Below are 8,017 nucleotides of genomic sequence, written 5' to 3' on the forward strand. Positions count from 1 at the left end.
CACCTCCCGCCTCGGTCTCCGGTCCCGCCCGCCTCGGTCTCCGGTCCCGGCCGCCTCGGTCTCCGGTCCCGGCCGCGCAGGGGCGCGAGGCGTAGGCCCCGCGCCTCGAGCGCCTGCGGACCCGCTCCCTCCGGAAGTGACTGGCGCTCGCCAAGTTTTACGTATAACCTCTCCCGCTAATCAGCCCTCCCGAAAGGCCCCGATGAGTCACATCGCCCTGGTCACCCTCGTCGTCGACGACTACGACGAGGCGATCCGCTTCTACACCGAGGCCGTCGGCTTCCGTCTCGTCGAGGACGAGGCCCGCCCCGACGGCTCACGCTGGGTCGTCGTGCGGCCGGGAGGGCGCCAGGACGGCACGGGCCTGCTGCTCGCCGGGGCCAAGGACGACGCCCAGCGCTCCCGGGTCGGCGACCAGACCGGCGGCCGGGTGGGCTTCTTCCTGTACACCGAGGACTTCGCGGGCGACCACGCCCGGATGAGCGCCGCCGGCGTGACCTTCCTGGAGGAGCCCCGGCACGAGACGTACGGCTCCGTCGCCGTCTTCCAGGACCTGTACGGAAACCGCTGGGACCTGCTCCAACCCGCCGGCTGACCCACCGGCCAGGACCAGCCCCCTCACCCGGCCCACCGCCCCACCGCCCCACCGCCACGCCACGCCCGAGGAAAGACCCACCATGACCGCTACGCGCGTAGACACCGCCACCCTCCGTCGGCTCCCCAAGGCCGTCCTGCACGATCACCTCGACGGCGGCCTGCGCCCCGCCACCGTCGTCAACTGGCGGCCGCGGTCGGCCACCCCCTGCCGACCACCGACCCGGACGAGCTGGCCGCCTGGTACTTCGAGGCCGCCAACTCCGGCGACCTGGTCCGCTACATAGCCACCTTCGAACACACACTCGCCGTGATGCAGACCCGCGAGGGCCTGCTGCGCACGGCCGAGGAGTACGTCCTCGACCTGGCCGAGGACGGCGTCGTCTACGCCGAGGTGCGCTACGCCCCCGAGCTGATGCTCGACGGCGGCCTGACCCTGCCCGAGGTCGTCGGGACCGTCCAGGAGGGCCTCGCGGCCGGTATGGCCAAGGCGGCCGCGGCCGGCACGCCGGTCCGCGTCGGCACGCTGCTGTGCGGCATGCGCATGTTCGACCGGACCCGCGCCACCGCGGACCTCGCGGTCGCCTTCCGGGACGCGGGCGTCGTCGGCTTCGACATCGCCGGCGCCGAGGACGGCTTCCCGCCCGCCGACCACCTGGACGCCTTCGAGCACCTGCGCCGCGAGAACGTCCCGTTCACCATCCACGCCGGCGAGGCCCACGGCCTGCCCAGCATCCACCAGGCCCTCCAGGTCTGCGGCGCCCAGCGCATCGGCCACGGCGTGCGCATCACCGACGACATCGTCGACGGCAAGCTCGGCCGCCTGGCCGGCTGGGTGCGGGACCGCCGTGTCGCGCTGGAGATGTGCCCCACGTCCAACCTCCAGACCGGTGCCGCCACCTCCATCGCCGAGCACCCGATCACCGCGCTGAAGGACCTCGGCTTCCGCGTCACCCTCAACACCGACAACCGTCTCGTCTCGGGGACCACGATGACCCGCGAGATGTCGCTGCTGGTCGAGGAGGCGGGCTGGACCGTCGAGGACCTGCGCACCGTCACGGTGAACGCCCTCAAGAGCGCGTTCATCCCGTTCGACGAGCGCAGGGCCCTCATCGAGGACGTCGTCCTGCCGGCCTACGCGGCGGCGCTCTGAAGCAGCCCGCGCACATAGGCGGCCTGTCCGACGTGCTGGAGATCGTCGGACAGGACGCTGACCAGACGTACGCCCAGGGTGACCGGCGGGTCCCAGCGCTCGTCCACGACGCGCTCCAGGTCCGCCGCCGTCACCCCGCGCAGCGCCTGGAGGGTCTGCGCGTGGACCGCGTCGTAGTACCCGGTGAGGAGGTCGCCGTCGGTGACCCGCACCGCGCCGACCTTCGCCGCGCTGTGCCCGTACCCGGTGTCCAGGCGCGGCAGATCCAGGCCGAACCGTTTCTCCCAGTCCTGTGCCAGCCACACCTGATCGAGCCCGAAGGCGTCGGCCAGATGGTCGTCCTGGACGCGGGTGAGGTGCCAGACCAGCCAGGCGACCGAGTTGGTCTCGGCGGTCGGCCGGGCGTTCAGGTCGTCGGGGTCCAGGCCTTCGACGGCGGCGTGGACCTCTTCCCGGATGCGGCCGTAGCCGTCGATGAGGATGTCCTTCGCATGCATACGTCCACCATCGCGCACCCGCCGCGCGGGCGCCGCCTCTTGGCCGGACCCTTACCCACGCTCCGTCTCCAGCAGCGCCATCAGGGCCCGCGCCGCCGGGCTGGTCGCCCGGGCGGGCGGCAGCAGCGCGACGGTCTCGTACACCACCTCGCCGGTCCCCTTGAGGGGCAGCGCGGTGAGCGCCTCCCGCTTGTGCCGGAAGTGGCGCGGTACGACGGCGATGCCGAGGTTCTCGTCCACCAGGTCCAGCAGGCTGTGCACGTCGTTGACCTCCAGCGCGACCGTACGGCGGATCCCGGCCGCCGCGAAGGCCGCGTCCGTGGCCCGGCGCGGGCCCCAGTCGGGGTGGAAGTCGACGAACACCTCGTCGCGACGTCGGCCGGGGTGAGCGCGGCGGCGGCGCCGGTCAGCCGGTGGTCGGGATGGCACAGGACGTACATCGGCTCGTCGGTGAGCGACGCGGAGCGCAGCTGGTCGCTGTCGGCCTGCGTGCGGTAGGCGAAGGCCAGGTCCAGCCGCCCGGCGGCCACCTCCTCGGCGAGGGCGCCCGAGCCGGACTGCCGCAGCCGGATCTCGACGTCCGGATGACGCCGCCGGAACGCGGCCAGCAGCCCCGCCACGTGCACCCCGGCGATGCACTGCTCGGTGCCCACGGACAGGGTGCCGCGCACCACGCCCTGCACGGCCGCCACCGCCTCGTGCGCGGCCCGCACCTGCGCCAGGATCCGTTCCGCCTCCGCCAGCAGGGCGCGGCCCGCCTCGGTCAGGGTCACCCGGCGGGTGGTACGGACGAACAGGGGCGCCCGCAGTTCCCGCTCGAGCGCGCGGATGGACGCCGACAGCCCCGACTGGGAGACCATCAGGCGTTCGGCGGCCCGGGTGAAGTGCTGGTCCTCGGCGACCGCGACGAAGTGCTGGAGGTGGCGCAGTTCCATGATTGAGAAGCGTATCCGCTGAATACCATCGGATTCTTCTGTTGGACCACTACCCGCAGGCGGGGTGAGAGTGGGGGACGGTCCCGTGAACCGATCCACGGTTGCCGTGGGCCGATCCTCCGAGCCAACCCCCTCCTGGAGTCGCGTTGTACACCGCACACCCCGACCGCTACGCGCACATGCCCTACCGGCGCACCGGACGCAGTGGCCTGAAGCTCCCCGCGCTCTCGCTCGGACTGTGGCACAACTTCGGGCCCGACCGTCCGGTGGAGACCCAGCGGGCCATCCTCCGCCGCGCCTTCGACCTCGGCATCACCCACTTCGACCTGGCGAACAACTACGGCCCGCCGCCCGGCGCCGCCGAGTCCGCGCTCGGCGAGTTCCTCAAGGCCGACTTCGCGCCGTACCGCGACGAACTGGTGATCTCCACCAAGGCCGGCTACCTGATGTGGCCGGGTCCGTACGGCGAGTGGGGCTCGCGCAAGTACGTGCTGTCCTCGCTGGACCAGAGCCTGACCCGGATGGGCCTGGACCACGTCGACATCTTCTACTCGCACCGCCCCGACCCGGAGACTCCCCTGGAGGAGACGATGGGCGCCCTGCACTCCGCCGTCCAGCAGGGCAAGGCCCTGTACGTCGGTGTCTCCAACTACTCGGCCGAACAGACCCGCGAGGCCGCGCGCATCCTGGGCGAGCTGGGCACCCCGCTGCTCATCCACCAGCCGCGCTACTCGATGCTCGACCGGCGCCCCGAGAGCGAGGGCCTGCTGGACGCGCTGGACGAGCTCCAGGTCGGCTCCATCGTCTTCTCCCCGCTGGAGCAGGGCGTGCTCACCGCCCGCTACCTCGACGGCATCCCGGAGGACTCCCGGGCCGCCAGTGACAGCCCCTTCCTGAACTCCGAGGCGCTCACCGGCGAGCTGGTGGGCAAGCTGCGCGCCCTCGACGACATCGCCAAGTCCCGCGGCCAGTCCCTGGCCCAGCTCGCGCTGGCCTGGGTGCTGCGCGGCGGCCGGGTCACCTCCGCCCTCGTCGGCGCGAGCAGCGCCCGGCAGATCGAGGACAGCGTCGGCGCCCTGGACAACCTGGACTTCGAGGCGGACGAGCTGGCCCGCATCGACGCGGTGATCAACGGCTGATCCGTTCCGTCAGACGGACGGTGACGACGTCACCCTCCTGTTTGCCGATCGCATCGCGCACCTCGGCCCTGACGGGAAGTTTGTGGGTGCCGTCCCCGAGGGCCATGAACGAACTCCGGAACGGATGTCCGTCGACGGTTCCGCCGATCCTGACCAGTCCGCGGGTGCCGAAGAAATCAACGGACTCGGGCCAGATCACATAGGTCCAGCCGCCCTTCTCGGGGCTCTTGCGCAGGACGGCGGTGAATTCCGCTTCCATGTGTTCCACGTGTTCGTGTTCCCCGTGTGCGTCGGCGGTCATGGTGTCCTCCACTCGCGGCGGTCTTCCGGCCTTCTCCGGGTAGACCGCCGCGAGCGCGTGAATTCATCGCTCAGGCTGTGATCACGGCCTTGATCCCCTGGATCGATTACCCGCGGCTGATGAGGGGGGCCACTTCACGCCCGCCGTATTTCGGCCATGAACGGCATGGAATATGCCAGGAGAGTGGCCAAAAAAGCATGGTGACAGTGTTTCAGTAGTCAACATACTCACATAGCAGGGGCAGTTCACCCCACAGGAGCCGCACGGAAAGCGAGGCCCGCACCGGCAGCGAGCGACGGGGGAGAAGGACGTGCACGACGAATTCCTGTGCCATGTCACCGCGTACGGAGTGTGCGACGGCCGCCGCATAGGCGTACCTCTCGGCACCTACCGGGCCCCGACGCTGGCCCTCGCCCTGTGGTGGCTGCGGGACCGCGCCTCCTGGATCGCCGAGCGACTCGACCCCCAGCCGGAGAACACGCGCATTCCGCCCCATGCCCTCGTCCCGGTCGCCGACACCGCGCCGGACGTCCCCCGCCTGCTGCGGGCCTGGTGCGCCGACGTCGACCGGCAGGAAATGGTCGCCGACGAACTGGCGGTCGGGCGACTGGTGCGGATCGCCGCGAGCGACGAGACCACCGAGTACGAACTGCTCGCGGAGTCGGTCGACGCCCTGCGCATGCAGCGGACCATCCCGCCGCTGGTGATGCCGGTCGGCTGACGCCCGTGGCCGGGCCCGCCACTGCCGGACCTCCGTTGATCCCTCGCACGGCGCACAAGGGTGCGAATCGATAGAATTCCGACATGGCGGAACCGCCGATCCCACTCACCGCACCCGAACTCGTGCTGGAGACCGAGACGGGCACCACGGTGATGATCCCGAGCCACGACTACCGCGTGGGCCGCGACCCGCTCAGCGACATTGTCCTCGACGACGTCCGTGTCTCCTGGCACCACGCGGTGCTGCGGCCCGACGGCGACCACTGGACGCTCGCGGACGAGCACAGCACCAACGGCACCTACGCGGACGGGCGCCGGATCCACGAGTGGGGCATCGGCCCCGGCAGCGTCATCCGTTTCGGCAGCCCGGACGACGGCCCGTGCGCCGTCCTGAGCGGCCGCCCGCGGCCGGCACCGCAACGACCCTCGGCGGTGGCCAACCCCGCCGTGACCGGAACGTTCCGGCGGCCCACCACCGTCCGTCCCCTGCCCACCCGCACCGTCCGCATCGGCCGCGCCCCCGACAACGACCTGGTCCTCGACGACCTCGTCGTCTCCCGCCGGCACGCCGAACTGCGCGCCCTGGCCGACGGCACCTACGAGATCGCCGATCTCGGCAGCCACAACGGCACCTACCTCAACGGCCTGCCCGTCACGGCCGCCCCCCTCGCCCCCGGAGACATCGTCGGCATCGGCCACTCGGCGTTCTGCCTGGTCGGCGACGAGTTCCAGGAGTACGTCGACACCGGGGAGGTCTCCCTCGACGTGCAGGACCTCACCGTCGCCGTCGACCACGGCCGCAAGGTCCTCCTCGACCATGTGTCGTTCCCGGTGGGGGAGAAGTGCCTGCTCGCGGTCGTCGGACCCAGCGGCGCGGGCAAGTCCACCCTCCTCGGCGCCCTCACCGGACAGCGCCCCGCCGACCACGGCACCGTCGTCTACGACGGCCGCGACCTCTACCGCGACTACGCCGAACTGCGCCAGCGCGTCGGCCTGGTCCCGCAGGACGACATCCTGCACGCCCAGCTCACCGTCCGCGCCGCGCTCACCTACGCCGCCGAACTGCGCTTCCCCCAGGACACCGCCAAGGCCGAGCGCCGGGCGCGCGTCCAGGAGGTCATCCGCGAACTGGGCCTCGAACAGCGCGCCGACCAGCACGTGCACAGCCTCTCCGGCGGTCAGCGCAAACGCGTCAGCGTCGCCCTGGAACTGCTGACCAAGCCGTCCCTGCTCTTTCTCGACGAGCCGACCTCCGGACTCGACCCCGGCATGGACCGCTCGGTGATGCACATGCTGCGCGGCCTCGCCGACGACGGCCGCACGGTCGTCGTCGTCACCCACAGCGTCCTCAGCCTCGACGTCTGCGACCGCCTCCTCGTCCTCGCGCCCGGCGGCCGGATCGCCTACTACGGCCCGCCCGACGACGCCCTCGCCTTCTTCGGATTCACGGACTGGCCCGAGGCCTTCGAGGCCTTCGAACGGGACCGGGACCGCGACTGGGCCGGGGAGTACGCGGCCTCGCCCCTGCACCGCCGCTACGTCCTCGACTCCAGCGCCCAGCCCCTCCTCGCCCCCTCCGGCCCGGTCGTCGTACCCGCGCCGCCCCGGCCGCGCAGCCGCGGCGCCCAGCTCGCCACCCTGGTCCGCCGCTACACGGCCGCGCTGAGCGCGGACCGCACGTTCCTCGCCATCATGATCGCCCTGCCCTTCGTGATGGGGGCCATGGCCCGCGCCCTCGCCGGCAGTCAGCTCACCCGGGACACCGCGATGAACGCGCTGCTCATCCTGTGCGTCGGCGGCGTCCTCACCGGGGCCGCCAACGCCGTGCGTGAACTCGTCAAGGAACGCGTGATCTACCAGCGCGAACGCGCCGTCGGCCTGTCCAGATCGGCGTACCTGATGTCGAAGGTCGTCGTCCTGGGGGCCGTGACCGTCGTGCAGGCGGTCGTGCTGACCCTCGTCGCCCTGCTCGGCGTCGACCTCGACGCCCCCGGCGGCGAAGGCGTGCTGATGCCCCCGCTGGCCGAGATCACCGTCGCCGTCGCCCTGCTCGCCTTCACCGCGATGATGCTCGGCCTGGTGGTCTCCGCGCTGGTGCGCAAGGAGGAGGTGACGATGCCGCTGCTGGTGCTGCTCGCCATCGTCCAGGTCGTCTTCTGCGGTGCCCTGCTCCCCCTGGATGGCGTGCCGGGCCTGGAGCAGCTGGCCTGGCTCGTCCCCTCCCGCTGGGCGTTCGGCGCGATGGCGGGCACCCTCGACCTCGCGCGGATCGTGCCCGGCGACCTCACCGGAGACCCGCTGTTCGCGCACTCGACGGGCGTGTGGCTGCTCGACGTGGGCATGCTCGTCGTGCTCTCGGCCCTCTTCGGATACGTCGTCGCCCGGCTGCTGCGCCGGCACGAACCCGCCGTGATGCGGAAGTAGGCCCGCGATGACGACCCCCGGCTTCCGGCCCACGCATGTCGTCCCCCAGCAGGGCATGCCCGCCTGGGAGGCCCCCGACCCCGCCCGGCCCACCGTCCCCCTCGACCCGCTGCTGCCCGTCCGGCTCGTCGAGCGGCGCGGCGACTGGGGGCACGTGCTGTGCTCCAACGGCTGGTCGGCCTGGGTGGACGGACGCTACCTCGTAGCCGTACCCCAGGACCCGCCCCTCTCCGCCGGCCCCCTCACCCACCGCC

At 71.8% G+C, this 8,017-nt stretch carries 7 protein-coding genes and 2 pseudogenes; 6 read left to right on the forward strand and 3 right to left on the reverse strand.

Annotated features, from left to right (window positions below; genetic code table 11):
* Positions 1-202: 202 nt before the first annotated feature.
* Positions 203-595 (forward strand): VOC family protein, encoded by a 393-nt coding sequence (locus BM536_RS35915; protein WP_094103979.1) that lies wholly within the window; start codon positions 203-205, stop codon positions 593-595.
* An 82-nt stretch (positions 596-677) separates the two neighbouring features.
* Positions 678-1,747 (forward strand): annotated as a pseudogene (locus BM536_RS35920) (adenosine deaminase).
* Here BM536_RS35920 and BM536_RS35925 read toward each other — a convergent pair.
* Together BM536_RS35925 and BM536_RS35930 are read right to left on the reverse strand one after the other, a co-directional pair.
* Entirely contained in the window at positions 1,729-2,244 is a 516-nt protein-coding gene (locus tag BM536_RS35925; RefSeq protein ID WP_094103980.1) for a mycothiol transferase, read from the reverse strand. The pseudogene BM536_RS35920 and the gene BM536_RS35925 overlap by 19 nt on opposite strands.
* A gap of 51 nt (positions 2,245-2,295) precedes the next feature.
* A pseudogene (locus BM536_RS35930) lies at positions 2,296-3,179 on the reverse strand (LysR family transcriptional regulator).
* 146 nt (positions 3,180-3,325) lie between these two features.
* Here BM536_RS35930 and mgrA point away from each other — a divergent pair.
* Positions 3,326-4,318 carry an L-glyceraldehyde 3-phosphate reductase gene (gene mgrA, locus BM536_RS35935; protein WP_073499368.1) on the forward strand — a complete coding sequence of 331 codons (993 nt, stop codon included), beginning with the start codon at positions 3,326-3,328 and terminating at the stop codon, positions 4,316-4,318.
* Here the strand turns inward: mgrA and BM536_RS35940 are convergent.
* Positions 4,308-4,577, reverse strand: coding sequence for a DUF1905 domain-containing protein (locus BM536_RS35940; protein WP_073499371.1), 270 nt, complete (start codon positions 4,575-4,577; stop codon positions 4,308-4,310). The two genes, mgrA and BM536_RS35940, sit on opposite strands and share 11 nt — an antisense overlap.
* A 352-nt stretch (positions 4,578-4,929) precedes the next feature.
* On the opposite strand from BM536_RS35940, the gene BM536_RS35945 reads away from it, so the two are divergent.
* The 3 genes from BM536_RS35945 to BM536_RS35955 all read left to right on the forward strand — a co-directional run.
* Entirely contained in the window at positions 4,930-5,340 is a 411-nt protein-coding gene (locus BM536_RS35945) for a hypothetical protein (protein WP_073499369.1), read from the forward strand.
* Between the two features lie 83 nt (positions 5,341-5,423).
* Entirely contained in the window at positions 5,424-7,763 is a 2,340-nt protein-coding gene (locus BM536_RS35950; RefSeq protein ID WP_094103981.1) for an ABC transporter ATP-binding protein/permease, read from the forward strand.
* A 7-nt stretch (positions 7,764-7,770) separates the two neighbouring features.
* On the forward strand, positions 7,771-8,017 hold a 247-nt coding region (locus BM536_RS35955), incomplete at its 3' end, for an SH3 domain-containing protein (RefSeq protein ID WP_483883510.1).

Origin of the sequence: Streptomyces phaeoluteigriseus (assembly GCF_001896135.2) — a bacterium.
Taxonomy (GTDB): domain Bacteria; phylum Actinomycetota; class Actinomycetes; order Streptomycetales; family Streptomycetaceae; genus Streptomyces; species Streptomyces phaeoluteigriseus.